30 protein-coding genes are annotated in these 25202 nt (G+C 56.7%); 18 read left to right on the top strand and 12 right to left on the bottom strand.

What is annotated here, in order from left to right; translation table 11 throughout:
- Window positions 1-50: 50 nt before the first annotated feature.
- Together AC2FIO_RS08050 and AC2FIO_RS08055 are read right to left on the bottom strand one after the other, a co-directional pair.
- Window positions 51-623 (bottom strand): YceI family protein, encoded by a 573-nt coding sequence (locus AC2FIO_RS08050; RefSeq protein ID WP_108860343.1) that lies wholly within the window; start codon window positions 621-623, stop codon window positions 51-53.
- A gap of 128 nt (window positions 624-751) precedes the next feature.
- Window positions 752-1270, bottom strand: coding sequence for a hypothetical protein (locus AC2FIO_RS08055; protein ID WP_108860342.1), 519 nt, complete (start codon window positions 1268-1270; stop codon window positions 752-754).
- A 284-nt stretch (window positions 1271-1554) separates the two neighbouring features.
- Here AC2FIO_RS08055 and rpsF point away from each other — a divergent pair, with 284 nt between their 5' ends.
- The 7 genes from rpsF (at window position 1555) to AC2FIO_RS08090 (ending at window position 5901) form a co-directional block, all read left to right on the top strand.
- A complete protein-coding gene (rpsF, locus tag AC2FIO_RS08060; protein WP_082637099.1) occupies window positions 1555-1908 on the top strand; it encodes a 30S ribosomal protein S6 in 354 nt (117 codons plus the stop codon).
- 27 nt (window positions 1909-1935) lie between these two features.
- Window positions 1936-2163, top strand: a complete 228-nt coding sequence (gene rpsR / locus AC2FIO_RS08065; RefSeq protein WP_005982441.1) for a 30S ribosomal protein S18 — start codon at window positions 1936-1938, stop codon at window positions 2161-2163.
- 12 nt (window positions 2164-2175) lie between these two features.
- Complete coding sequence (gene rplI / locus AC2FIO_RS08070) at window positions 2176-2796, top strand: 50S ribosomal protein L9 (RefSeq protein WP_058277502.1); 621 nt, start codon at window positions 2176-2178, stop codon at window positions 2794-2796.
- Between the two features lie 240 nt (window positions 2797-3036).
- The gene (locus AC2FIO_RS08075; RefSeq protein WP_282169338.1) at window positions 3037-3393 is read left to right on the top strand and encodes a hypothetical protein; all 357 of its coding nucleotides are present in this window, start codon (window positions 3037-3039) and stop codon (window positions 3391-3393) included.
- 154 nt (window positions 3394-3547) lie between these two features.
- Window positions 3548-4036 (top strand): lytic transglycosylase domain-containing protein, encoded by a 489-nt coding sequence (locus tag AC2FIO_RS08080; RefSeq protein ID WP_282120445.1) that lies wholly within the window; start codon window positions 3548-3550, stop codon window positions 4034-4036.
- Between the two features lie 214 nt (window positions 4037-4250).
- Window positions 4251-4952, top strand: a complete 702-nt coding sequence (locus AC2FIO_RS08085) for a LuxR family transcriptional regulator (protein ID WP_058274014.1) — start codon at window positions 4251-4253, stop codon at window positions 4950-4952.
- Between the two features lie 97 nt (window positions 4953-5049).
- Window positions 5050-5901 (top strand): acyl-homoserine-lactone synthase, encoded by an 852-nt coding sequence (locus AC2FIO_RS08090; protein WP_496696823.1) that lies wholly within the window; start codon window positions 5050-5052, stop codon window positions 5899-5901.
- 96 nt (window positions 5902-5997) lie between these two features.
- Here AC2FIO_RS08090 and tig read toward each other — a convergent pair whose 3' ends face one another.
- From tig to AC2FIO_RS08105, 3 genes are all read right to left on the bottom strand, one after another.
- On the bottom strand, window positions 5998-7329 hold the full coding sequence (gene tig / locus AC2FIO_RS08095) for a trigger factor (protein ID WP_282151585.1): 1332 nt from the start codon (window positions 7327-7329) through the stop codon (window positions 5998-6000).
- Between the two features lie 183 nt (window positions 7330-7512).
- A complete protein-coding gene (locus AC2FIO_RS08100) occupies window positions 7513-8637 on the bottom strand; it encodes a porin (protein WP_496696825.1) in 1125 nt (374 codons plus the stop codon).
- A gap of 301 nt (window positions 8638-8938) precedes the next feature.
- Entirely contained in the window at window positions 8939-10675 is a 1737-nt protein-coding gene (locus AC2FIO_RS08105) for an NAD(P)H-hydrate dehydratase (RefSeq protein WP_496696827.1), read from the bottom strand.
- 169 nt (window positions 10676-10844) lie between these two features.
- Between AC2FIO_RS08105 and AC2FIO_RS08110 the strand changes: the two genes are divergently transcribed.
- The 5 genes from AC2FIO_RS08110 (at window position 10845) to AC2FIO_RS08130 (ending at window position 15333) form a co-directional block, all read left to right on the top strand.
- Window positions 10845-11183, top strand: coding sequence for a P-II family nitrogen regulator (locus AC2FIO_RS08110; RefSeq protein WP_058274017.1), 339 nt, complete (start codon window positions 10845-10847; stop codon window positions 11181-11183).
- A 33-nt stretch (window positions 11184-11216) separates the two neighbouring features.
- Window positions 11217-12623 carry a type I glutamate--ammonia ligase gene (gene glnA, locus AC2FIO_RS08115; protein ID WP_058277498.1) on the top strand — a complete coding sequence of 469 codons (1407 nt, stop codon included), beginning with the start codon at window positions 11217-11219 and terminating at the stop codon, window positions 12621-12623.
- Window positions 12624-12722: 99 nt separating this feature from the next.
- Entirely contained in the window at window positions 12723-13367 is a 645-nt protein-coding gene (locus AC2FIO_RS08120; protein ID WP_496696830.1) for an MSMEG_1061 family FMN-dependent PPOX-type flavoprotein, read from the top strand.
- A gap of 66 nt (window positions 13368-13433) precedes the next feature.
- On the top strand, window positions 13434-14222 hold the full coding sequence (locus AC2FIO_RS08125) for a lytic murein transglycosylase (RefSeq protein WP_496696832.1): 789 nt from the start codon (window positions 13434-13436) through the stop codon (window positions 14220-14222).
- Between the two features lie 199 nt (window positions 14223-14421).
- Complete coding sequence (locus AC2FIO_RS08130) at window positions 14422-15333, top strand: hypothetical protein (protein ID WP_282169331.1); 912 nt, start codon at window positions 14422-14424, stop codon at window positions 15331-15333.
- A gap of 36 nt (window positions 15334-15369) precedes the next feature.
- On the opposite strand, the gene AC2FIO_RS08135 is transcribed toward AC2FIO_RS08130, so the two are convergent.
- Window positions 15370-16113 (bottom strand): heme-dependent oxidative N-demethylase family protein, encoded by a 744-nt coding sequence (locus tag AC2FIO_RS08135; protein WP_496696833.1) that lies wholly within the window; start codon window positions 16111-16113, stop codon window positions 15370-15372.
- 123 nt (window positions 16114-16236) lie between these two features.
- Between AC2FIO_RS08135 and dddP the strand changes: the two genes are divergently transcribed.
- The gene (gene dddP / locus AC2FIO_RS08140) at window positions 16237-17580 is read left to right on the top strand and encodes a dimethylsulfonioproprionate lyase DddP (protein ID WP_496696834.1); all 1344 of its coding nucleotides are present in this window, start codon (window positions 16237-16239) and stop codon (window positions 17578-17580) included.
- Window positions 17581-17584: 4 nt separating this feature from the next.
- On the opposite strand, the gene AC2FIO_RS08145 is transcribed toward dddP, so the two are convergent.
- Window positions 17585-17779, bottom strand: a complete 195-nt coding sequence (locus AC2FIO_RS08145) for a hypothetical protein (RefSeq protein ID WP_109311422.1) — start codon at window positions 17777-17779, stop codon at window positions 17585-17587.
- A gap of 241 nt (window positions 17780-18020) precedes the next feature.
- On the opposite strand from AC2FIO_RS08145, the gene AC2FIO_RS08150 reads away from it, so the two are divergent.
- Complete coding sequence (locus AC2FIO_RS08150; protein WP_108860328.1) at window positions 18021-19235, top strand: bifunctional alpha/beta hydrolase/OsmC family protein; 1215 nt, start codon at window positions 18021-18023, stop codon at window positions 19233-19235.
- A gap of 9 nt (window positions 19236-19244) precedes the next feature.
- Here AC2FIO_RS08150 and AC2FIO_RS08155 read toward each other — a convergent pair whose 3' ends face one another.
- From AC2FIO_RS08155 to AC2FIO_RS08175, 5 genes are all read right to left on the bottom strand, one after another.
- Window positions 19245-19595: a hypothetical protein gene (locus AC2FIO_RS08155; protein ID WP_108860327.1), complete on the bottom strand. Its 351-nt coding sequence runs from the start codon at window positions 19593-19595 to the stop codon at window positions 19245-19247.
- A gap of 10 nt (window positions 19596-19605) precedes the next feature.
- On the bottom strand, window positions 19606-20163 hold the full coding sequence (locus tag AC2FIO_RS08160; RefSeq protein ID WP_496696837.1) for a hypothetical protein: 558 nt from the start codon (window positions 20161-20163) through the stop codon (window positions 19606-19608).
- A 141-nt stretch (window positions 20164-20304) separates the two neighbouring features.
- A complete protein-coding gene (locus AC2FIO_RS08165) occupies window positions 20305-20892 on the bottom strand; it encodes a biotin transporter BioY (RefSeq protein ID WP_282120434.1) in 588 nt (195 codons plus the stop codon).
- A 68-nt stretch (window positions 20893-20960) separates the two neighbouring features.
- Complete coding sequence (locus AC2FIO_RS08170; RefSeq protein WP_282120433.1) at window positions 20961-21383, bottom strand: DUF6314 family protein; 423 nt, start codon at window positions 21381-21383, stop codon at window positions 20961-20963.
- Window positions 21380-21712, bottom strand: coding sequence for a hypothetical protein (locus AC2FIO_RS08175; RefSeq protein ID WP_160116473.1), 333 nt, complete (start codon window positions 21710-21712; stop codon window positions 21380-21382). The genes AC2FIO_RS08170 and AC2FIO_RS08175 overlap by 4 nt, the downstream gene beginning before the upstream one ends.
- 89 nt (window positions 21713-21801) lie before the next feature.
- Here AC2FIO_RS08175 and purB point away from each other — a divergent pair, with 89 nt between their 5' ends.
- From purB to AC2FIO_RS08195, 4 genes are all read left to right on the top strand, one after another.
- Complete coding sequence (gene purB, locus AC2FIO_RS08180; RefSeq protein ID WP_496696840.1) at window positions 21802-23106, top strand: adenylosuccinate lyase; 1305 nt, start codon at window positions 21802-21804, stop codon at window positions 23104-23106.
- A 121-nt stretch (window positions 23107-23227) separates the two neighbouring features.
- Window positions 23228-23380 (top strand): chitin-binding domain-containing protein, encoded by a 153-nt coding sequence (locus AC2FIO_RS08185; protein ID WP_160116474.1) that lies wholly within the window; start codon window positions 23228-23230, stop codon window positions 23378-23380.
- A 104-nt stretch (window positions 23381-23484) separates the two neighbouring features.
- On the top strand, window positions 23485-24024 hold the full coding sequence (locus AC2FIO_RS08190) for a tetratricopeptide repeat protein (protein ID WP_058277484.1): 540 nt from the start codon (window positions 23485-23487) through the stop codon (window positions 24022-24024).
- A gap of 68 nt (window positions 24025-24092) precedes the next feature.
- Window positions 24093-25184, top strand: a complete 1092-nt coding sequence (locus tag AC2FIO_RS08195) for a flagellar motor switch protein FliG (RefSeq protein WP_496696843.1) — start codon at window positions 24093-24095, stop codon at window positions 25182-25184.
- Window positions 25185-25202: the final 18 nt, after the last annotated feature.

A 25202-nucleotide genomic window follows, 5' to 3' on the forward strand; every position in this document is an offset into this window, starting at 1 on the left:
CGCCGAGACCTGAAGGGTCCCGGCGGTTTCTTTTTGCATATAAGGCGGGTTTACTCGGCCTTTTGCGCCTCTACTGAAATACGAATCTCAACCTCGTCGCTAACAAACGGTGCGAACTGGCCCAGATCGAACTCGCTGCGGACCAGTGTGGTGGTGGCATCAAATCCGGCCCAGGGCTTGCCCGCCATCGGATGCTCGCCAACCTGGTTCAGCTTCGCGTCCAGAACAACCGACTTGGTCACGCCGTTCATGGTCAGATCGCCGGTGATGTTCGCGGTGTTTTCACCGGTGACTTCGATACCGGTCGAGGTGAACGAAATCAGGTCACCCTCGGCGACGCCAAAGAAGTCTTCGGTCATGAAGTGATCTTCGCGCGGCTTCCAGCCGGTGATCATTTCGACCACTGGCATCGACACGCTCACGCTGGAATCGGCCGGGTTTTCCTGATCGAACATGATCTCGCCTTCAAAGCCCGAGAACATGCCAGTCGTGGTGGAAAAACCAAGGTGGTTATAGTTGAAGACAACCTGGCTGTGGCTGGGGTCCAAAACGTATTTCTCGGCGCTTGCAAACGCCGAGGTCGCCGATACGGCCAGTGCAGCAGCAAGAAGGGTGGATTTCATGACTATCTCCAAAAATGTTGTGAGTGCAAACCAGTTGGAATGCTCAACAACAAAAATGTGCCGCCCTTGGGCGGCACACAAGACTTATTCTCTAACAATTTCTGTTCCTAAATGAACAGAAATGAAAATCAGGCGAAGATCGTTACACTTCCGCTCAATTGGCCCTTCAGCGCTCGGCCAACATCCGCCGATTGTAGCGGCAACTTCATCAGCAGGCTGCCGTCCACATCATAGAGTTCGACCTGATCATCATCGAACCGTGCACCACCCAAGGTGTCATAGCTGCGGCGCAGTACTGTCTGAGGACGCCCGTTTTCATTCTTTTGCAGCACGCGTACTTCGCGGCGGATCGGATCAAAATAGGCATCGGGGCGCGCATCAAGCACCTGAATGGTCAGCAGGCTGACGCCGATCAGTAAGAATGTCAGCGACGCAGCCAGTTTGATCGGCCAAACTTCGGTTGCCATCACCGCGCCAGACATCAGCCACATGGAAAACGCGACAACGATCAACAACGCCCCCGCGATGCGTGCCAGAACGGTGCGTGCCCTCCAGTTCGGCGCAAATGCGATAAGAACTGGAACCGATTGATCATAAGTCGTGCTGGTCGCAGACTTCTCGAAGGTATTCGTGTTCATCGCGGTCATTTCTCTGTACCCTAGTTCACGTTGCCGTCTTTGGTTCGGTCTGTCCGGTTAGTTCCCGGTATGCAAAACAACTTTGAGCCGAAAAGCGTCAGGAATTGGGCAGCGCAAAGGAAATAGCGCGACTTCACCAAGGCATGTGTGACGGCCCTTGCCCCCCGACGCGAATGGTGTATATGGGGCCATCCTTCGCAAGAGTTATGAATCGCGCAGCCTCTCGTGGCAGGGTCGCGAAGGACGAACCGGCCCCGCCTTTGAAATGCGCCTTGATAGAAACAGGAGTGCACATGCCACTGTATGAGCATGTAATGATCGCGCGTCAGGACCTGTCCAACGCGCAGGCAGAAAGCCTCGTCGAACATTTCGGCACCGTTCTGGCTGACAACGGCGGCAACGTCGTCGAAAGCGAGTACTGGGGCGTCAAGACGATGGCCTACAAGATCAACAAGAACCGCAAGGGTCACTATTCCTTCCTGAAGACCGACGCCCCAGCTGGCGCCGTTCAGGAAATGGAGCGCCTGATGCGCCTGCATGACGACGTTATGCGCGTTCTGACCATCAAGGTCGACGAGCACAACGAGGGCCCTTCGGTCCAGATGCAGAAGCGCGACGAGCGCGAAGGCCGCCGCGAGCGCCGCTGATCAACGCCTGACGAAAGGACATATACCATGGCCGCAAAACCATTTTTCCGCCGCCGCAAGGTCTGCCCGTTCTCGGGCGACAACGCGCCGAAGATCGATTACAAAGACACACGTCTGCTGCAGCGCTACATCTCTGAGCGTGGCAAGATCGTTCCCTCGCGCATCACCGCCGTTTCGGCAAAAAAGCAGCGTGAACTGGCCCGTGCTATCAAGCGCGCCCGCTTCCTCGCCCTGCTGCCCTACGCTGTGAAGTAAGGAGAGACTGATATGCAAGTTATCCTGCTGGAACGCGTTGCGAAACTGGGTCAGATGGGCGACGTCGTTGACGTCAAGCCTGGCTACGCCCGCAACTTTCTGCTGCCCCAAGGCAAAGCGCTGAGCGCTTCGAACGCCAACATTGCGTCGTTCGAATCCCAAAAAGCGCAGCTTGAGGCGCGCAACCTGGAAACCAAGAAAGAAGCTGAATCTCTGGCTGAAAAGCTGGACGGTCAGCAGTTCATCGTGATCCGCTCGGCATCGGATGCTGGTGCTCTGTACGGTTCGGTCACCCCGCGTGACGCCGCAGATGCCGCAACCGAAGCTGGTTTCACCGTCGACAAAAAGCAGATTGCTCTGATCGCTCCGATCAAAGAGCTTGGCCTGCACTCGCTGGCGGTCAAGCTGCACCCCGAGGTCGAAGTCAAGATCCAAATGAACGTTGCCCGTTCGCAAGAAGAAGCCGAACTGCAGGCTTCGGGCAAGTCGATCCAGGAACTGGCTGCCGAAGAAGAGGCCGCCGCAGAATTCGAAATCGCCGAACTGTTCGACGATATCGGTTCCGCAGCTTCCGACGATGACGATTTGGTTGCCGAAGAGGCCCCGGCTGAGGAAGACGAAGCCAAAGCCTGATCCGGCTGCCTTTGAAAGATTGATTGGCCGCGCCGAAGGGCGCGGCCTTTTTTTGTGTTCGAACCCCAGACCGTGACAAAGAGTGACGTCAGGCACGACCAGGAATTTGGATTGAAATTATGCTATCCTACGGTCACGCGGCCCCTGCCGCCCCAGCCGCATTTTTTTTGAAGTTCATTTTATTAGCAATTTGCGTGATCGCACATCTGGGCGGATCGCGATCCGACAGAAGAAACCACTATGGCATCCTTGTGCAACTACATCGTCGTGAATGATGGCTCTTTTTCTTTAAACCCCGGTGAAAGCCAGACCTTCAGCGACCCGATCCCTTCCAACCTGATCATCGGAACCAACCGCGCGAAGCCTATCCTTGCCTTCAAAGCCTGGGCAACGCCGTCCGGAGGGGCTTTTCAGATCGAAATTAACGACACCTTCGTTTATAGCCCGTCCATATCGGGCGGCGACATTCGGGGATTATGGGAGGCCTTTCCCGGAACCGTCCTGAACCCGGGGATCAACAACACCGTTCAGTTTCGCGCGACAGAGAACAAGATCTGGTTTGCCGATATCATTATGTGGTTCCAGGTCGAAATTTAACGACGCGCCTTTCCGACCTGATAATTACGGAACACTCTGGTACCAAGTTATGACGCAACGAGACCCGGCATAAATCAGCGCGCGGACTGTGTGTCTGCTTGCGGTTGCATTCGACGGGACTATCATGCGGCCAAACCCCATCCGGAGACTACACATGCCCCACTACACGCGCCGCGCTTTACTTGTTGCATTACTCGGCGCACCTGCCCTGGCTGCCTGCGGCGGCCTGGATGGCAAGCAGAGCTCTCGCAATGCCCCTTTTGATCCTCCGCTATACCCCAATGAAACCCCTGAATTGCGTGCATCAATCAACAAGTGGGCTGACCATTATGAACTGCCGCGCGAGCTGTTGCACAAGCTCGCCATAAGGGAAAGCACGCACCGCCCATGGGCCGTCAACAGGCCATATTACGGGTTGCTGCAGATCCTGCCCGCGACAGCGCGATCCATGGGGTACAAAGGCAACGCTCAGGGTTTGTTGGATGCAGACACCAATCTGGAGTTTGCCGGAAAATACCTGCGTGGGGCGTGGCTCTTGTCAGACGGCGACCAGAAGCGGGCTATCTTCCTTTATGCCAAAGGTTACTATCCCGAGGCGAAGGCCGCCGGGATGCTGGTTGAAACTGGCCTAAGGTCAGAGTGACGTCGGGTAAGGATATAGCTTGTCATTAGCGTAAAGGTTGCAATAATGACTTATGTAATCGCTAAGGTATTCTGTTGCCATAACCACGCATTATGCCTAAGCGATATGCATAATTAGCTTGCGTCAGGCACCACAGTTGACGCAACGTATTCGATGAAATGGACAGATTTGGCATGTCTTTGGGGAAAGATTTGCCGCCGCAAGGGTTGGACAGGTGAAACTTATAGACTTGGCCGCGATCGACCACGAGGAAAAGTCGGCAGCCGACATAATTAATGCTGTCTGCGATGAATTGGGTTTCGATTACGCGTCTTATGCCACTTTTAACCCTGTAAAGGGTGACGTTCAGGGGTATGCCAACTACCCGGACGAATGGAAGATTCACTATGGCAGCCAAGGCTTCCACCATTTCGATCCGACCTTGTATCAATCTGCGCTCAGCATCGCTCCGGTAGACTGGGGCAGATTTAATCACGACGAAAAGTTCCATTCGGTTTTTCGGGACGCGCATGATTTTGGCATTACTTCCCGTGGCTTAACCGTTCCGGTACGTGGCCCATACGGGGAATGTGGCTTGCTGAATGTGACCCGAAATTGCTCGGATTCCGAGTGGGCAAAGCTGAAGAAACATGTGATGGGGGACCTGCAGATGGCCGCAGTTACAGCGCATGATACCGTGATGCAGTCTGGCCTGCTGGCCAAAGCACTGTATTTACCAGCCCTTTCGACGCGAGAGAAAGAGATCCTGCAGTGGGTTGCGGACGGAAAATCACAGCAAGACATCGGTGATATCCTGTCGATTTCCCACCGAACCGTCGAAGTTCATATGCGATCCGGGCGTGAAAAAATGGGCGCGTTGACAACACCGCAAGCCATTGGAAGAGCTATTGGATTGGGCCTAATTGCCCCAGGATAATCAAAAAAGATCAAAAAATACGGGAAACCCCCAATAGTCTTAGCTCAAATCTTAGTTAACGTCATCCTTACGGTAACCAGACTGTAGGGGGATGGAAATGATCATCGTAATTGATGGTATCAACCAGAATAAGTTTAAGCATGTCTTGGACGAGATGTACAAACTGCGCGCGCGCGTTTTTGGCGACCGCCTTGGTTGGGATGTAAATATCGTTGATGGGCGCGAACGCGACCATTTTGACGACCTTCATCCAGCACATGTAGTTAGCATCGACGACGAGGGGGACGTTGTTGGGTGCATGAGACTACTGCAAACGACCGGGCCACACATGCTGTCCGATGTTTTTCATTCAATCCTAGACGGCGAACCGCCGATCCGCAGCGCGCAGGTCTGGGAAGCAACCCGGTTTTGCGTCGACACCAAAAAGCTTGGGCGAGGACGTGGGGAAAACTCGGTATCCTATGTCACCAGCGAGATCATGATTGGCTCGTTCGAATATGCCAAGATGGCCGGTGTTCTGGACTCTATCGCCGTGATCGATCCGGTGATGAACCGCGTCCTGCAACGGTCCGGCAATGCGCCTTATGACTATCTTGGGACCGCCAAGCCAATGGGCAAGGTTGTGGCCATGGCCGCCCTTATGGACTGTTCGGATGAACGGATCGCTGGAATTCGGGATTACGCCGACATTGAACACGATGTCTTCCTGACCGAAGAACAGGCGCTGGAGTTGTTTGAGGGCGCAAAGGCCAAGCCAAGTGCCGCAAACTACGACCACCAGCCGCTGACTCAGTTGGAAAAGTACTTTGTCGAACAGATGAGTTCGGCAACATCGAAAACCGAAGTCGAGTCTGTCCTGAGGCTGATCGAGGCGCTTTCAGACCGCTTTACGCCAGAGCAGAAGACCGCTCTGTTAAGAACCCCCCGTGCTTTTGCTCATGAGGCCTGACCCCCTCACCTCATAGGTTAAAGCCACCCAAGCGGAGCCGTCTTTTTTCAGACGGCTCCGTATTTTTTTACGCCCATGGGGATGGGCGAACGAGGATTACTCCTCGTCCAGTGCCTCAACGGCTTTCTGAAGATCGTCTTTGCTGACTTCTTTGTCCGCGACCTGAGCCAGTTCAAAGACGTAGTCGATGACTTTGTCTTCGAAGATCGGCGCGCGCAGCTGTTGCTGCATCTGAGCGTTCTGCTGCACGAACTCAAAGAACTGACGTTCCTGACCCGGGTACTGACGTGCCTGGTTCATGATCGCCTGGGTCATCTCAGAGTCGGTGACCTCAACCTCGGCCTTCTGGCCCAGTTCAGCCAACAGCAGGCCCAGACGCACGCGGCGTTCGGCCAGCTTGTTGTGCTCGTCTGTGGGCTCGATCTCAGCGTGGTCGTGACCTTCCACTTCCGGGTTTTCCTCGTGCCACAACTGATGTGCGATCTGCTTGGCTTCGGCTTCAACCAGCGACGGCGGCAGGTCGAAGGATACCTTCTCGTCCAGCGCGTCCAGCAGGCCACGCTTCATGACCGCGCGCGATGCACCGGAGTATTCCGCTTCCAAACGCTCGGCGATTTGACCTTTCAGCGCGGCCAGATCTTCTGCGCCAAACTTGGTTGCCAGCTCATCGTTTACTTCCGCAGCAACGGGTTCCTTCACCTCTTTGATGGTGCAAGTGAATACGGCGTCTTTGCCGGCCAGATGCTCTGCGCCGTATTCCTCGGGGAAGGAAACGTTGACGTCTTTGACTTCTTCGGCCTTCACTCCAACCAGCTGCTCTTCGAAGCCGGGGATGAAGCTGTTGGAACCCAGAACCAGCGGATAGTCTTCAGCCGAACCGCCTTCGAACTCTTCGCCGTCAACTTTGCCAACAAAGTCGATCACAACCTGATCGCCGTCCTTGGCTTTCGAACCCTTGCGGCGCGCTTTGAAGTCCTGCGCGGTTTCGGCCAGGCTGTTCAGCGCTTCTTCGATGGCTGCATCGTCCGCTTTGACAACCAGCTTTTCCAGCTCGACCGATTTCAGGTCAACTTCGGGGATCGCAGGCAGTGCCTCATAGGACATTGCGACCTCGACGTCGTCGCCTTCTTTCCAGTCTTCGTTGGTCATTTTGACCTCGGGCTGAAGCGCAGGGCGCTCGCCGCTGTCTTCAAAATGCTGGTTCATCGCACCATCGATGCTTTCCTGCATCGCTTCGCCCAACAGGCGCTGACCGAACTGCTTTTTCAGCAATGCCATCGGCACTTTGCCTTTGCGGAAACCTTTCATTTCGACTTCCGGCTGCGCTTCGACCAGTTTCTCGTTAACTTTGTCGTCCAGCTCGGCTGCGGATACGATGATATTGTAGCCGCGTTTCAGACCTTCGTTCAGCGTCTCGGTAACCTGCATTATGGTAGTCCCCATAGGATTCGGGGCGCGCAAAACGGCGCGCCGGGCAAATTTGACGCCTTCTATTTGCCCAGCCGCTTACGTGCAAGAGGCAATGGCCAGATCAGCCTTGTTTTGCCGCCGATTTGAACAAAAAAAACGCCCCAGTCAGACCGGGGCGCCGTTAGTTTACGGGAAACGCCGTCAGAACTTCCAGAGCGCACCCAGCACCCAGGCTTCGTTCTTGTCAAAGTCGACCGTGTCGTCGAAATCGTGGTTGCGGTATTTCAGGTAGGCGTCTGTGTTAATCGCGTCGATCCGCTGAACAACGGCAATACCCCAGGACTTGGTGCTGGACCCCTGATTTTCGAAATCGGAACCGTCGAAATAGTCGATACCAACGCCGGTTTTACCCCAGGACACCCAATCCCCTTCATAAGCAAGTTTAGTGTACCAGTAATCCGGATCGCTGGCGCCGGTAGAGGTATCGTCCCGCGTGCCGAGGGCTGCAGTAAAGCTGAACCCGCTGGGCAACAGGACCGACGCGGACCCAATGGTATCCTTGCGTTCGCCGGGTTGGCCGTCGAAATCCCTTACTGCATAGGCAATGCTCGCTGCGAACTCGACACCGTTCGTGAAGGTGTTCCGGTACTTGACCGCGAGATCGTAATAATCGTCGTCGTCGCTGCTGGAAAGGATGTTCTGACCATAAGCAATCGCCGCTGAGAAGCCGTTGAAATCGGGCGTGTCATACCGGACCCTGCCCCGACGCGCGCCATCAAAGTTGCTGGCCGAGTCGCCAACGGTGATGCCACTCAAGACACCGTCTGCTCCCCGGTAGAAAAACGCGCCGTTTTCATCGTTCGTAAAAGAATACAAAGCCGTCCCGACGTAGGACAAATCAGTCTCGGCGGCCCCGTCCGAGGCCATACTACCCTGACCGGCAGAGAACTTGCCGTATCCACCTTTGAGCGAGAAATCGACGTGACGGATATCTTCACGGCTCCAACCGTTGGTGTTGGTACCATCTTGGTTGGCTGTCCCGGTACTTGGCAGACCCAGACCGGTTTCGAACCGGAACATGAACTCATTGCTGCCATAAGGTTGCATGACGCGCAAACCCACGCGGCTGTTGGACAGGTCATTGTCCAGCAACCGGGTCTCGGTCTCCTGACCGTCATCGACCGATACGATCACTGGATCGAGCTGACCGTACAGCACCACATAACCGCCGCTGTTATTTTCGTACTTTAGTTCAGCAGCGGCAGGGATCGCCGTGGTCATCGCCAGAACAGCGGCAACCGAGGGAAGTTTCAAATTCACTGTCATTTTATTCACCTTGAACGTTTCGTTTGTGGGAACCGCCAAAAGAAAAACCGATGTGACGGACCACTCCGCAAGGAACCGAGTTAGTCGCGTTTAGGATTTCTGCCTTACGGCTCAAATCGGCAGAAAGTAAATTTTAATCATATCAAAGATTTGGCTACCAAGGCTTCGTAGGCAGGAAAATCTGGGTACAAGTCTGCCACTCTGCCTGATGTCTTTCAAAAGGAATGACATGCACTGATGCGTATACGTGCGGCTATTTCTTGCCGAACGCTGAAAAAAGCGGCTAATTTCCGCCCATGCGTCATTTAGCCAAACTCTGAAAAACCGCTGGTAGTTGCTCGGGTAAGTCCTCGGCAATCAACCCGGGGCCGAAATGGCGCGCACATTCCACATGCAGCCAGGCCGCCGTTTCCGCAGCCTGCATCGGAGCGAACCCACGCGCCAGCAACCCGGTGATAAACCCGGCAAGCACATCGCCAGAGCCAGCCGTCGCCAACCACGGTGCCGAACGCTCATAATGGGCCGAATTGATCGCGCAGCGCCCATCCGGCGCGGCAATCACCGTGTCCGACCCCTTGAACAGAACGACGCACCCTGCCCGCTTGGCCGCCTCACGCGTTGCGTCGACCTTGGAATAAGCCGGGCCTTTGGTTGGAACCGCCTTGAGCTTTTCAGATATGTCAGGGAACAGCCTTGCGAACTCTCCACCATGCGGTGTGAGAACGCAATTATCGTGCAATTGGTCAAACAGAGCCGCAGGGTCGTCTGCAAACGCGGTCAAAGCGTCGGCATCCAAAACCGTCGCCCGATTTGCCGCCAAAGCAACCGGCACCAGATCCCGCGCACGCTCCAATCCCAGACCAGGTCCAAGGCAAAGCGCATTCAACCGCTCATCGCTGAGAGCATCGGACAAGCCGTCGCCACCCTCAACCCGTTGCAACATGATGGCCGTAACCTGTGCCGCAACCTCTGTCTGCGCCGCCGGCGGAACCCCCAATGTCACCAACCCGGCCCCAATCCGCAAAGCACCGCGCGCTGCCAATCGCGTCGCGCCGGTCCTGCCCGAACTACCTGACAAGATGAAGGCGTGGCCATGGGAATACTTGTGTTGCTGTTTGAATTTGGGCAAGCGATAGAGCGGCAAACCACCCCATGTTCGCTCGTCCTTCGCGCGGCCAGGTGCCTCGGCAAGGGTTAGAAAAGCAGGTCGGTTCCCGCCGCGAAAAGGCTTTGGTCCTAACGTGAACGCATCGTCATATGGTTCACCGTTAAAGCGGCAACGCTGCTTGGAAATACCGATGTCTTTCACAGCAAGCTTGCCACACAAATCCGGCCCTTGCGCCAGAAAATGCCCAGGCTTTGGGCTGTCGAAACACACTGTCAACCAAGCAAAACGGTCATGCAAAGCGCGCGCGCCGCCCGCAGTAGCAACCTTGTTTCGCATCTCTGCGGGCACACCGTCCAGAAATTCGCGAGGCCATAGGTTCAATGGCTCTTGATGCAACACCCGCCCGCTGTCCAAACACAAGCCGGATGGGGCATCTATGCTGACTAGGCGGTCGGTGTAATCGTCCCCATCCATACCAGAAAGATGCCGAACGACCTTGAACAGTTCACCGTCCAAGCCGCGTTTCAGTCCCGTCCCAAACAGAGCGTCAACGTAAAGATCGGCAAAACCACCCTTGCGCATGTCCTTTTCAGTCAGCGGAACAACCTCCCCCAACTCCTGCCACCGATCATAGTTCATTTGCGCATCTGCTGGCAGCTTGTCGGCGTCCCCATACAGAAAAACCTCGACTTCCCAGCCCCACTCTTTCAACAGGCGCGCAACGACGAACCCATCACCGCCATTGTTGCCGGGGCCACACAAAACCACAGCACACCCCGAAGTTTTCGCCAACTCCGGCCATTCCTCAAAAATCGCCTCGACAACCCCGCGACCGGCGCGCTCCATCAGTTCCAGACCGGTCACCTGACCGGACTCAATCGCCGCTGTTTCAATTGCTCGCATCTGCGCCGCTGTCAGCAATTCCGTCATCTCAAATCCTCTGGCGATTCAGTTTCGCTTACTTTTTGTGCAAGTTGATCAAAAATTGACCCGACGCCCATTTTCTCAGCGCCCGGCTCGGGCCGGTATCGCAATCACATTGCCGCCCGAATTTAGACGTGGTCAGTGCCAAACTGACAAGAGTTAACAGGAGCCCGGAATGAAGAAGATCGAAGCGATCATCAAGCCGTTCAAACTCGATGAGGTTAAAGAGGCGCTGCAGGATGTCGGCGTCCAGGGTCTCAGCGTGATCGAGGTTAAGGGCTTTGGCCGTCAGAAGGGCCACACTGAATTGTATCGCGGCGCGGAATACGTCGTCGATTTCCTGCCCAAGGTGAAGGTCGAAGTCGTGCTGGACGATGATCAGGTTGACGCAGCCATCGACGCTATCGTCGCGGCAGCAAAGACCGACAAGATCGGCGACGGCAAGATCTTTGTCTCGCCCGTTGAACAAGCCATTCGCATCCGGACCGGGGAAACCGGCCCGGAAGCGCTGTAACAGAACAAACTCAAAGCAGAGGAATATTAAGTTATGAGCAAGGACGCAGTTCTTCAGCTGATCAAAGACGAGGACGCCGAGTACGTCGACGTTCGCTTCACTGATCCCCGCGGCAAGCTTCAGCACGTCACGCTGATGGCCGACCAAGTTGACGAGGACTTCCTGGAAGAAGGCTTCATGTTCGACGGTTCGTCCATCGCGGGCTGGAAGTCGATCGAAGCATCCGACATGAAATTGATGGTCGACACCAACAGCGCATATGTCGATCCGTTCTACGCGGAAAAAACCATCTGCGTACACTGTTCGGTTGTTGAGCCCGACACCGGCGAAGCTTATGAGCGTGATCCGCGCGGCACCGCTCAGAAAGCCGAAGCCTATCTGAAAGCATCAGGTATCGGTGATGTGGCCTATATGGGCCCTGAAGCGGAATTCTTCTTGTTCGACGACGTCCGTTTCTCCAACAGCATCAACAAGGTATCTTACGAAGTTGATGCGACCGACGCGTCGTGGAACACTGACACCGAATACGAGATGGGCAACATGGGCCATCGTCCGGGCGTCAAGGGCGGCTACTTCCCGGTGAACCCGATCGACGAAGCGCAGGACCTGCGTTCGGAAATGCTGTCGACCATGAAGCGTCTGGGCATGAAGGTCGACAAGCACCACCACGAAGTGGCGTCGTGCCAGCACGAGTTGGGTCTGATCTTTGACAGCCTGACCAAACAGGCCGACGAGTTGCAGAAGTACAAGTACATCATCCACAATGTTGCGCACGCCTACGGTAAATCGGCCACGTTCATGCCGAAACCGATCGCAGGTGACAACGGCACCGGCATGCACGTGAACATGTCGATCTGGAAAGACGGCAAGCCACTGTTCGCAGGCGACAAATACGCCGATCTGTCGGATGAGGCACTGTACTTCATCGGCGGCATCCTGAAGCACGCCAAAACGCTGAACGCCTTCACCAACCCGGCGACCAACAGCTACAAGCGTCTGATCCCGGGCTTTGAGGCCCCCGTTCTGCGCGCCTATTCGGCCCGTAACCGTTCGGGTTGCGTCCGTATTCCGTGGACTGAAAGCCCGAAAGCCAAGCGCGTCGAGGCTCGTTTCCCCGATCCAGCGGCGAACCCCTACCTGGCATTTGCCGCTCTGCTGATGGCCGGTCTGGACGGCATCAAGAACAAGATCGATCCGGGCGAAGCCATGGACAAGAACCTGTACGATCTGCCTGCCGAAGAACTGGCCGATATCCCGACCGTCTGCGGCAGCTTGCGCGAAGCTCTGGAAGCTCTGGCATCGGATCACGACTTCCTGCTGCAGGGCGACGTGTTCACCAAGGACCAGATCGACGGCTACATCGCACTGAAGATGGAAGAAGTCGAAACCTACGAGCACACCCCGCACCCGGTTGAATACGGCATGTACTACAGCTGCTGATCCGATTTGCTGTTTAAAATTCAAGGGCGTCCACTCGGGCGCCCTTGTTTCGTTTGGTACGATCTCTCACACTCGACCCACCCGGTTAGGAGAGATCGCATGTCATCAGACGCCCCCTTTTCTCAATTCACAGACTTCGTGACTTCGAGCGATGAACTGGAGCGCATAACCGGAGCGCCCCTGCCCCAGATCATCGCCAAAGAGCTGTCCGGGCTGGACCAGATGTGCCGCGACTTTATTGCTAAATCCACATTCTGCCTGATCGCATCAGCCAATCCAGGTGGTCATCTGGACATCTCGCCCCGAGGTGATCCAGAAGGGTTCGTAAATGTGTTATCCGACACACTGATCGCAATCCCTGATCGACCCGGCAACAAGCGCGTGGATACGTTCCACAATATTTTGCTGGACCCACGTGTCAGCCTGATATTCTTCGTGCCGGGCAAGATGGAAACTCTGCGCCTTCGTGGCACTGCCCGTTTATGCAAAGACCGCGACTTGCTGGATAGCATGGCAATAAACAACCGCTCGCCGAAACTGGCCTTGGTCATTCACGTCGAAACAGTGTTCGCACACTGCCCCAAATGTGTGATCCGCGCGAACCTGTGGCGACCGGAGGAATGGCCGGATTCCTCGGACCTACCCAATATGAACGCGATGATGGTCAAACACGCCAAAATCGACAAAACACCAGATGAGTGGTTTGAAAGTCTGAAAGGTACCGGAGAGCTGGACCTGTACTAACGTCTTTTCGGACAGAGAAATGCAGCGTACTCTTTTCCTGACAATGCAATTTTCCGGGTTTCCCTGATGCTTCGCTTCGCTCTCTTGTTCGCCCTATCCCTTCCCGCCCTTGCTTCCGCGGCACCTTGCGGCAACACCAGCAGCGGCTTTGAGACATGGAAGAAGGACTTTGCCAAACAGGCGAAACGTGCGGGCGTCAAAAAGAAAGGATTGCAGGCACTGGCCCAATCCCAATACGCCACGCGAACCATTGCGGCGGACCGCAATCAAAAGAGCTTTAAATACTCGTTAGACAAGTTCATGCGCGTCCGAGGGGCAGACACCATCGTGGCGCAAGGGCGCAAACGCAAAGCGCGCAACCCACAATTCTATGCGGCACTCGAACGTCAATACGGCGTACCGGCCGGGGTGCTGATCGCCATTCACGGCATGGAAACCGGGTTCGGAAACTTCATGGGGGACAGTCAGGTTGTTTCCGCAATCACAACACTGGCCTATGACTGCCGCAGGTCCGATTTTTTCATTCCTCACGCGATCGGGGCGCTGAAGCTGGTCGATCAAGGCAGCATTACGACAGCGACAAAAGGGGCAAAACATGGCGAACTTGGGCACACCCAGTTCCTACCGGGCAATGCCATGCAATACGGGGTTGATGCTACCGGCGACGGTCAGGTCGACTTTTACAATATGACCGATGCATTGGCCTCAACTGCCAATTTTCTGCGTAAGAAGGGCTGGAAACCCGGTCGGGGCTATCAACAGGGTCAGCCAAACTTTGCAGTCATTCAACAGTGGAATGCCGCCTCGGTTTACCAACAATCCATTGCAATAATGGCTGCCCGAATCGACAGTTGAAGCTGGCTTGGGATTCCGGCAGTTACACCCGATTTCGGCCACATTGTCGCCACAGACGTCAAAAGGCCCCTAAAATGCCTAGGTTTCCATAGCGTAATCAATCTGCCCGATTTCTCATTTTTTTCCATTTTTGCCCAAATCTGCCCCAGATCACTTGCTAGATTGTTTCCAAACACAGGATGCGACAAAGGACAGCGCAGTGACTCCGAAGCACAGCTATCACGGTGGTCTGCAATTCGACGGTAAGACCGAAGACGCGATCGAGCGGTTCAGCGACATCGTTGCCAAGACCCTTGCGGACTATGGTCACCTGGTCGAGCGCAAGTCTCTGCAGAACAGCACCGAAGCCAGCATTGTGTCTAGTCAGTATCTGGTGCGCCTGACGCTGGATACTAAGGTCGCCGAAACCGAAGACCGGTTCGAGCGCCTCAACCGCGCCGCCGGTCTGAAGACAATCCAGAGGCCCATCGTAACCCTGCCGAATAACCGGCTGACGATCACTGTGACCCCGGTTTCCCCCCTATTGGATGACAGCGAAGTTTCCGAGTTGATGCTGGTCGTGATCCTTTACAGAATGGTTGACGTCTGCGCGACCCAGCGGGTCGAATGGCTGTCGCCCAACACCGTTCTGACCATCGAACAATTCATGAGCGCATTTGACACGCTGGCCCCAAGCAGGCCGCGTGACAGAAAACAGATTTTCGAGGCAGTGACAGGCCCGTTTGCCGGACTGAATGTTACTGACGCAGAAGACCTGGATGAGCCAGAAAAAAAGGCGCTGACCCCAGTAGCCCGGCCAATCCAGCTGTCAGATGAGCAGTTGCTCAGCATCGCTTTTCGGACAGAACCTATCGAGCAGCCTACCGATCGGGACGACACGCCCCCCCTCGTCCACGAGCAACCCAGCGATATCCTCCGACTGACCAGTTGGGGATTGACGGGTGCCGTGGCAAGCGTGTCCGTCCCGATTGCGGCCTCTTTGGCCGCTGTGAACCTGATAAGGGGCGAAGACTTCCGCCTGAACACTCAGGTGCTGGTGTATTCGATCGCGATCTCCGCTCTCAGCACAAGCGGGGCACTTGCGGGCGCTGCCAGCGCGCTGGGCATGTAGCCTGGTATGAAATGACCCTCCTTGGAGGCCCCGCCATCAGGCGGGGTTTTCCATTTTTGGCACCTGCTCTGCCGCCAGAACATATGTATGGATCGAGAAAACCACGGCCTGCGTCTCAGGCAGTCGCAACAGCGTCTGCCGCTCACTCCGCAGGAACCGGGCGTGCCCTGGCTCCTGTGCGGCCCGCCGGTCGTATGCACTGCGGGGTTGATGCAGCTCGGCGTCCTCATACCACAGCGCATTGAATCGCCACAGAGGGCGTCCCGGTTGTATCCCGTCAAACAACCGCTGAACCCGCCGGGCGATGTCGGCGTTGTAGCTGTCAACAGGCAGATGGATGTCGATCAGAGGCCGCATGAATTTCTCGGACAAGCGCCAACTGGCAGGAAAACACAGGATGGCACCGGTCAGAACATGTTCATCCCCCTGCTTTTGCAGGATGCAGAAATCTTCCTGCACCAATCGGCACAGTGTGTCCAATGGCTGATCCGGATCGATCGTAACATCTGTCCCGTCCGGGCGAGCGACGTGATCTGTGCACTCGGGATAGACTTGGTTCAGGACAAGATCCAACAACTCCTGCGCAGCGGGTTTAGCACCTGCATCCATCGCCAGAACATCCGAACGATGACCGACCAACAGGTCCTCGCGTCTTTGCATCTGGGCGGCGAACGCATCATCGCGGTGCAACCAGTTGTCCATGCTTGCTGGCTGAATGCCTGGCAAAGAGCGCTTGTTCAGCGGGTCATACGGAATTGAAGTCTGAAGAATGGTCGTCATGAATTTGACGTATCATCAGAATTTCCACTTGTCGGTCAAAAAGCGACGAACGCACCGTCGCAAACCTTCAAGACGTCGGGAGATTGATTCTTCACGCTCAAAGAACAGGCAGGGAGACCCACCATGAACCGACACTACCGCGACAGCCGCAAGATCGACCCGACCAAAGGTGCGACTCTTGGTGATGGTACCCCGAATGAAAACGACCGGATCGAAATTGGCCCTACGCAGCTTGCGTTTTCAGAATGGGAAAAGGCCGGCCTTGCCATGCCCGATCTGGCCCGGATGCGCGAACACCGTTGGAAACGACTGACGCAAGCCATTGTCGACCGTGGCTATGGCGGGCTGCTGATGTTCGACCCGCTGAACATTCGTTATGCCACCGACAGCACCAACATGCAGTTGTGGAACACGCACAATCCGTTTCGCGCGGTGTTGCTGTGCGCCGACGGCTACATGGTGATTTGGGACTATAAGAATTCTCCGTTCCTTTCCACGTTCAACCCACTGGTGCGCGAGCAACGATCCGGCGCCGACCTGTTCTACTTTGACCGGGGCGACAAGGTAGATGTGGCAGCGGACGTGTTTTCAAACGAGGTGCGCGTCCTGATCGACGAACATGGTGGCGGCAACAAGCGCCTCGGTGTGGACAAGATCATGCTGCACGGCCTGCGCGCGCTTGAGGCGCAAGGGTTCGAAATCATGGAAGGCGAAGAGGCTACGGAAAAGACCCGCGCCATAAAAGGCCCGGACGAAATCCTAGCCATGCGCTGCGCCAATCACGCCTGCGAAACCGCTGTGGCGGAAATGGAAAAATTCGCGCGCGCCAATGTGGGAGACGGCAAAACCTCGGAAGACGACATTTGGGCGGTTCTGCACGCCGAAAACATCAGGCGCGGCGGCGAATGGATCGAAACCCGTCTGCTGGCTTCGGGTCAGCGCACCAATCCTTGGTTTCAGGAATGCGGTCCCCGGATCACCCAACAGAATGAGATCATCGCCTTTGATACCGACCTGATCGGATCCTACGGCATCTGCATCGACATCTCGCGCACATGGTGGATCGGCGACGAAAAACCGCGGCCCGACATGGTGTACGCCATGCAGCACGCGCATGAGCATATCATGACCAATATGGAGATGCTGAAGCCCGGCGTGATGATTCCGGAACTGACGGCCAATGCTCACAAGTTGGACGACAAGTTTCTGGCGCAGAAATACGGCTGCCTGATGCACGGCGTCGGCTTGTGCGATGAGTGGCCTCTGGTTGCTTATCCGGACAAGGCAGTGGCGGGCTCTTACGACTACGCGCTCGAACCCGGCATGGTCCTGTGTGTCGAGGCTGCCGTTGGAGAGGTTGGCGGAGATTTCTCGATCAAGCTGGAGGATCAGGTTCTGATCACCGAAGACGGATATGAGAACCTGACCACCTATCCCTTTGATTCACAGCTCATGGGCCTGAGCTAACGTTTCAGTTCGACCAATGTGACCGCCTGACATTTCCGTGCCAGTCTTCGGACACGGGATCAGCAACCTGCGCCTCAGTAGATGCCACCGGCGGCAGGGTTTGACCAAGCGCAAATCCGATCACCCCAGTCAGAGCAATCACGGCCAGTATATCCGGGCGTAGAACCACGCCCCGTGGATCCATTGCAGTATGTGCCATTTGAACCTCCTGGGCTGCACGTTTGCGATGGTCGTAAGATGGGGTGGTGACGTAAATTAGTAAAACGAATATATTTTAGAATATACTTCACGAAATTTGATGCTTTAGGTTCACAGGGCGGACAAAGGATTGCGCTCAATCTGTTCGCTTCACTCACCTTCCCGTGACGCTTCCTACAATGGGGTTGAGCGGCCAGTAGGAAGCACACACTATTGGTCATCCCGACGAACAAGGAACTGTCATGCCCACCGAACGCATTACCTTTGCCGGTCACGACGGCAACCAATTGGCCGCGCGCCTGGATTTGCCGGACGGGCCGGTCCTGGCCACGGCGCTATTTGCGCATTGTTTCACCTGTTCCAAAGACATCCCTGCTGCGCGCAGGATTGCGGCCCGACTGGCGGCGATGGGCATCGCCGTTCTGCGATTTGACTTCACCGGGCTGGGTCATTCCGGCGGGGAGTTTGCCAACACAACCTTCACCTCCAATGTCGAAGACCTGATCGCGGCCTCGCATTATCTGGCTGGCCGCAACATGGCTCCGGCATTGCTCATCGGCCATTCGCTGGGTGGTGCGGCTGTGTTGCGCGCCCGTGCCGGGATTCCTAGTGTCAAAGCTGTGGTCACTCTGGGTGCACCCGCAGATCCCGGCCATGTGGCGCATCACTTCGAAGATGCGCTGCCTGAGATCACGCAGGCTGGATCAGCGGACGTGATGTTGGGCGGACGTCCTTTCCGCATTGGCAAGGCCTTTGTGGATGATATTTCCGAAGCGGCCCTGATACCGGCAATCGCAGACCTGAAGGCCGCTTTGCTGATCTTGCATGCGCCTCGGGACGAGACCGTAAGTATCGACAATGCCAGCACAATCTTCCTAGCCGCCAAACATCCCAAGAGCTTTGTGACCCTCGACGACGCCGATCACCTGATTACCCGCGCATCTGACGCAGAATACGCGGCGGACGTGATCACCGCATGGGTTACGCGCTACGTCAAGCTCTGCCCGCCGGCCCCACCACCTGGCGCACCCGAAGGTGTTGTTCGCGTGACCGAAGCTGATCCGGAAGGGTTCCTTCAAGACATTCAATCCGGTCCCCGGCACCATGCCGTCGCGGACGAGCCCGCCTCATACGGTGGCACCGACCGTGGCATGTCGCCCTACGGGTTTGTGTCATCTGGTCTGGGGGCTTGCACATCAATGACTATCCGCATGTACGCGCGGCGCAAGCGGTGGCCGCTGAAAACCGTTTCAGTCGATGTGTGCCACAACAAGGTGCATGCGCAGGACGCGGGGCTGGCTAACGAAGGAAAAGTCGATCAGTTCCGCCGCAAGATCCGCCTTGAAGGTCCGCTGACGGCCGAGCAACGCGCGCGATTGCTGGAAATCGCGGACAAATGCCCGGTCCACAGAACCTTGGAAGGGTCAGCCCAGATCACAACTGAATTACTGGACTGACCTGTCGGTTCAGCGCCGGCCTGCGGGGCGGTGAATAGGCGGCCGTGCCGCCGGGGGTCGTGCAACCGGAGGCCGTGGCCTGTTCGGCGGTCGCGACACCGGTGGTCTATTCGGTGGCTTGGCGATAGGTGGAACGGGGCGCGCAGGTGGGCGACCATCAGGCGGCCGGGGGCGATCCGGCCGGTCGATGTCAATATCCACGTCTACGTCATGATAATAGTCATTCCACAGCATCGAGTCGTAGAATGGGTCATACCCGTATCCTACGCCAACGGTTACGCCGTCACAGGCCGAAAGCGTCAGACTTGCTGCCCCCAATCCAAGGGCAAGGGCTGCGCGTTTGATCAATTTGCGGGTCATGTGCGCCTCCTCACTGCAGGGACCGGAACGACGCGAACACGGCGTTCAGATCGTCCACATAAGCTGGATCGGCGCCGTCCCGTAGGATCGCCACGGCAATGGCTACACGCCCCCTCGGCAAGTCGATCACGGAAACTGTGAAGCTCACACCGCGCCCTTCGCGACTGCCGGTCCCGCGAATGACACGCGCGGGCAACCCGCCAATGCGCGTCGTGGTGGTCTCGGACACTGTTGGATCCTTGACTAGAAACCTGTCGATATCCTCAAGATACCGAAGACCGCCCTCGATCGAGGCCACACCCGCAGGCGACACAAAGCCCATCCAGACATTGTCGTCCGTGACTGGCCGCATCCCCATGACCCGTGCCACGGCACGTGCATCGCCCAGCTCGGTATCTTCAATTTCGCGCGGGCCACCGGTGCGCAGCGCCCAGAAGTCGGGTACAGAAAAGCCGAACAGCGCCCGCCCGTTGTCCGTATAAGTGACCGGAGTGTCGGCTGACGCAGGCGCACCGCACAACCATAGCGAGGCGCAAACGGCGAGCGCCGAAGAAAATTGAATACGCATATCTCAATAACCTGATGATTTCATTGAATGCAGATTGACCTGCAGTGGCCCCTTTTGTCCAGCATTCCGATCTGCGGGTACAAAAAAACCGCGCCGGGATATCTCCGAGCGCGGCTTCGTCAGATTTGGATTGGTTGGAAATTACGAACGAGCGTCGCCCACCAGTTTCCACAGGCCAGGGATCAGCAGTGCAGCCAGCACCAGCTTGATCGCGTCGCCCACCAAGAAGGGTGTCAGACCCCACTGCAGGATCGGCTGATCCCACCCAAAAAGCTGACCCAGCCACAGCAGGCCGGGCACATAGATCACGACATTTGCCAGAACCAGAGCCAACGCCATCTTGCCGAACGAACGGTCCCAGCCGCGCGCGGCCAGTGCGCCCAGCAGAACGGTTGCCAGAAGGTAGCCAACCAGATAGCCGCCGGTGCCGCCCATCATGTAGGTCAGACCGAATTTTTCGGCCGAAGAGCCCGCGAACACGTCGAAGCCCAGCGCGCCGATCAGCAGGTAACCCAGCATGGTGACCAGACCCAGACGCGTGCCATAGGCGGTGCCGATTGTCAGCACGGCAAAGGTGCCCATAGTGATCGGGACAGGCCACATTGGAACCTTGATCTTGGCAGCTATTGCCAGCGCAAGAATACCTAGTGCCACCAGCACAACTTGCTTGACGCGCAGCGCGGTGCCTTCGCGCGGGCCAATCGCATTGGCCAGTACATTCGCATTCATTCTTATGTCTCCACCTATTTTCAACTGCAGAAATGCCCGCTTAGAGCTTTGACTGCAACATGATTACGCTATCTTAACCGATATTCGGTGCTCATTTCATAAGATTTTCTGGGTCCCGAGACGATCCAGCGCACTGACCAGACTGGCCAGGCTGAAAAATCGTAGACAGCATCGTAGCTGTCGGGCGGGCAATCGTGGTGGTCGGACGCATGTGCCTGGCCCAAGGCCAGCCGGTGAAAATAGCGGCCGTCGTCAAAATGTATGGCAATCGCCTCACGCGCCGCGTGCCACAGGTACCTGCGCGTGCCTTTCATCTCGGCTTGCCCCGGCAAACGCAGCGTGACTTCTTCGTCGTATATCAAGCCGTCCTCGGTTGGGCTCAGGACCGTGTGACCATCGGCCTGCACCACCTGCCCCGCCTGCGCGTCCAGAATGGTCCGGGTCAGGCTCCAATGGCCTTCGAAATCCAACAGTCTGCGCGGCAGGCTCATTCGGCGAGTGTCCCGTCGGTCGTGGCACCGTTATCATCAACGAACCGGATCACTTTGCCACTTTGCTGGACATCATAGCAGGCCCAAAAATCCGAAGGCGGCCAGACCGAGCAATAACGGTCCTCGCGCACTGCCCACCGCCCTGCGCTTGGTCCGCCCGAAAAATACTGTGTCAGCATCGTATCGTCGAAGGTCTGCCAGATACCTTCCCCGTAATCGAGCTTCTGTCCAGTCAATGCAGACAGAATTTCATCCCCCGTCAGCGTTCTGAACTCCTCAGCCGCCAGAAAACCGGGCCATAGGGCCAAAATCAGGGCAAACCGTCTCATATTCGCACTCGCGCCTTGTTCCTTTGTCTGCGCGGGTTTAAACCCCGCCGCAACGCCTCCTGCCAAATCACAATAAGGTGCCGCTGCCAATGATTCCACGCTATTCCCGCCCCGATATGGTCGCCATCTGGTCGCCCGAATCCAAGTTCCGCATCTGGTACGAGATCGAGGCCCATGCCTGCGACGCCATGGCGGATCTGGGTGTGATCCCACGCGAGAATGCTGAGGCCGTCTGGAAGGCCAAGGATGTGGAATTTGACGTGGCGCGCATCGACGAAATCGAAGCGGTTACCAAGCACGACGTCATCGCCTTCCTGACCCATTTGTCCGAACATGTCGGCAGCGAAGAGGCGCGTTTTGTCCATCAGGGCATGACCAGCTCGGACGTACTCGACACTTGTTTCAACGTGCAACTGACCCGCGCCGCCGACCTGCTGATCGCAGATCTCGAAGGTCTGCTGGCTGCCCTGAAACGCCGCGCAATCGAACACAAGGACACGGTCCGCATCGGCCGCAGCCACGGTATCCACGCAGAGCCAACCACCATGGGCCTGACCTTCGCGCGTTTCTACGCCGAGATGGACCGCAACCTTTCCCGCATGCGCGACGCCCGCGCTGAAATCGCCACTGGCGCGATCAGCGGCGCGGTTGGCACCTTCGCCAATGTTGACCCGCGTGTGGAAGAGCATGTCTGCGACCAGCTGGGTCTGGTGCCCGAGCCGATTAGCACTCAGGTCATCCCGCGCGACCGTCATGCAGCGTTCTTTGCCACGCTGGGGGTTATTGCCAGCAGCATCGAGAACGTCGCCATCGAAATCCGCCACATGCAGCGCACCGAGGTGCTGGAGGGGGCCGAGTTTTTCTCGATGGGTCAGAAAGGCTCCTCGGCCATGCCACACAAGAAAAACCCGGTGCTGACCGAGAACCTGACCGGGTTGGCCCGCATGGTGCGCGCGGCAGTGATCCCGGCGATGGAAAACGTGGCACTCTGGCACGAGCGCGATATCTCGCATTCCTCGGTCGAACGCATGATCGGGCCGGATGCCACGATCACACTGGATTTTGCACTGGCGCGACTGACAGGCGTGATCGACAAGATGTTAATCTTCCCCGAGAACATGATCGAAAACATGAACAAGTTCCCAGGTCTTGTGATGAGCCAGCGGGTTCTGCTGGCGTTGACCCAAGCAGGTGTCAGTCGCGAAGATGCCTATGCCATGGTGCAGCGCAACGCGCTGAAAGTCTGGGAACACCGCACCGATTTCAAAGAGGAACTGCTGGCGGATTCCGACGTCACCGCCGCGCTGAGCCCGGAAGAAATCGAAGAGAAATTCGATCTGGGCTATCACACCAAACACGTCGACACGATCTTCGCCCGTGTGTTTGGCGAATAACCCAATCTGATCAGTTGGTTCGCAGGGCCCGGATCGCAGGACGCGTTCTGGGCCTTGGTGTTTTGCCAGACGGGTCAAAACAAGCTATGATGTGGGCGTAAATCCGGACAGGAGAAACACGATGATCCGTATTCTGATTTGTGCTTTGGCCATTGGTTGCTCAGCCTCCGTTGCATTGGCCTGTAGTGGTCATTCCAAGCAAACCCAGTCCTGCGCACCAGGTTCGGTTTGGGATGCTGAAACTCAAACCTGCGCCAAAATTACGAACAGCTGAGAAAATTTTTTCCCATTTGTGAATAAACGCGAGCCTTCGGTTGTTAGCTTTTGAGAGAAACGCACTATGCTTTCTGTAAGTAGCCCAGACAACGGAGTAGGAAAATGCGCCTAGTACTCGCTTCAGCCATCGCCCTTCAGGCCTTTGCATTCGCGCCGGTCGCGATCGCCGCTGGCGGTGACAGCAGCCCGCCAAAACCGACCAACACGACCAAGAAGTGTTTCTTCGGTCGCGTCTATGACAAAGACGCCGGACGGTGCGTGAAGCCGGACAAGACCAACTTTACTGAAGAAGAGCTGTATGACGCCGTGCGCGAACTGGCCTATGATGGACAGATCGAAAATGCACAGGACATCCTGCGCATCATGGATCAGGATGATGATCGCGTGTTGACTTACTGGGGTTTCACCTACCGCAAAATGGGTGAGCTTGATCTGGCGAATGCCTTCTATTCGAACGCCATTGAGGCGAATCCCGACAACATACTGGCGCGCAGCTATATGGGTCAGGGCTTTGTCACCGAAGGCAAAACCGATCTTGCCATCGCACAGTGGCGCGAGATCAAGGCGCGCGGCGGTGAAGGCACCTGGGCCGAGGCATCCCTGCGCGAGGCGATCCGCACCGGGCTGACTTACAACTACTAAACTTCAGCCTTTCTTTACCCGACTCTCCGTAATCTGCCTGTGGAACAGAAACTTGGCACCACGGGCAGATGCAGGACACAAACTCTTTGGTTCAACTGGCACCGGGGACATCAACACCCGCAGCCGACGCCCAGAACGACGCGCCCCGCGTCGTGCCCAAGGCGTTGAGCAACCGACAAAAAGCCGCCGTCGTGGTGCGTCTTTTGTTGAATGAGGGCGCAGATATCCCCCTGGAAGAACTTCCCGACGATTTGCAGGAAAAGCTGACGCACCAGCTGGGTCAGATGGGCCTAGTGGATCGCATCACGCTGGCATCCGTCGCACATGAATTTGCCGAAGCGCTGGACAGTGTCGGCCTGTCTTTTCCACATGGGTTGGCCGGTGCTCTGGACGCAGTCAGCGACAAGATTACGCCGGCAACAGCGGCTAGGTTGCGGAAGGAAGCCGGGGTGCGCCAGATCGGCGATCCGTGGCAACGGCTGCGCGAAATCCCGACAGAAGATTTGGCCACCATCGCTCTGGCCGAAAGCACTGAAATTGCAGCGGTCATGTTGTCCAAGCTGGAAACTGCAAATGCCGCGCAACTTCTGGGTCACCTGCCCGGCCCGGTCGCGCGGCGCATCACCTATGCCGTGTCCAAAACGGCCAACATCACACCCGAGGCGGTTGAACGGATTGGCTGGTCGCTGGCGGCGCAACTTGATCGACGCCCGGCCACGGCCTTTTCGGATGGCCCCGGAGCGCGGGTCGGTGCGATTCTGAACCAATCAGCCGCAGCGACGCGCGACGGGCTTTTGACGGCCCTGGATGAAGAAGACACCGACTTTGCAGCTTTGGTGCGCCAATCAATATTCACCTTCGCCCATATCCCGGCCCGCATCCTGCCCAGGGACGTGCCTGCGATTCTGCGTGGATTGGATCAGGCTGATCTCGTCACCGCCTTGGCTGGCGCCACGGCCGAGAATGACAAAGCCGCGGTCGAGTTCCTGCTATCCAACATGTCGACACGTATGGCGGATAACCTGCGCGAGGAAATCACCGAACGCGGCAAGGTGAAGCTGGCAGAAGCCGAAGAAGCGATGACACTTGTCATCGGCTCAATTCGAACACTGGTCGACGAAGGCGCAATAGCGTTGATCGAAGAGGATAGCGAAGAGTGACGGGCAAGTCCGATCCGG

The organism is Ruegeria sp. CDSB086, from assembly GCF_059611065.1.